At 46.4% G+C, this 280-nt stretch carries 1 protein-coding gene; it reads right to left on the bottom strand.

Features of this window, described 5'->3' with window-relative positions; all coding sequences use genetic code 11:
* Window positions 1–42 precede the first annotated feature (42 nt).
* Window positions 43–213 (bottom strand): helix-turn-helix transcriptional regulator, encoded by a 171-nt coding sequence (locus GHO03_RS25985; RefSeq protein ID WP_153400723.1) that lies wholly within the window; start codon window positions 211–213, stop codon window positions 43–45.
* Window positions 214–280 lie beyond the last annotated feature (67 nt).

Below are 280 nucleotides of genomic sequence, written 5' to 3'. Positions count from 1 at the left end.
AATTTAACGATGGATTGGCCCCAGCGAAAACGGAAGAAAAACTCAAAACCGTGTCCGGGATGAGTTGACCACTACATATTCACCTCGCTCATAACGGCTAACCGTCATCGCTTCACATCCCAAGACTTCCGCTAACTCTGCTTGTGTCCATCCTTTGGCTAGTCGTAACTCCTTGATTCGCTTGCCAAGGGCAACCGTCGCTCTCTGAGTCATGAGGAAAATTCCTTAAAATCAGATACTTACACCTATCCTTTGAGCCTAGAAGGTCATAATCTGGCTA

This window comes from Pseudomonas sp. FSL R10-1339 (assembly GCF_009600545.1).
GTDB classification, from domain to species: Bacteria; Pseudomonadota; Gammaproteobacteria; order Pseudomonadales; family Pseudomonadaceae; genus Aquipseudomonas; species Aquipseudomonas bubulae.
The sequence above is the reverse complement of the archived record's forward strand: the minus strand, read 5'-3'. Positions and strand labels throughout refer to the sequence as shown.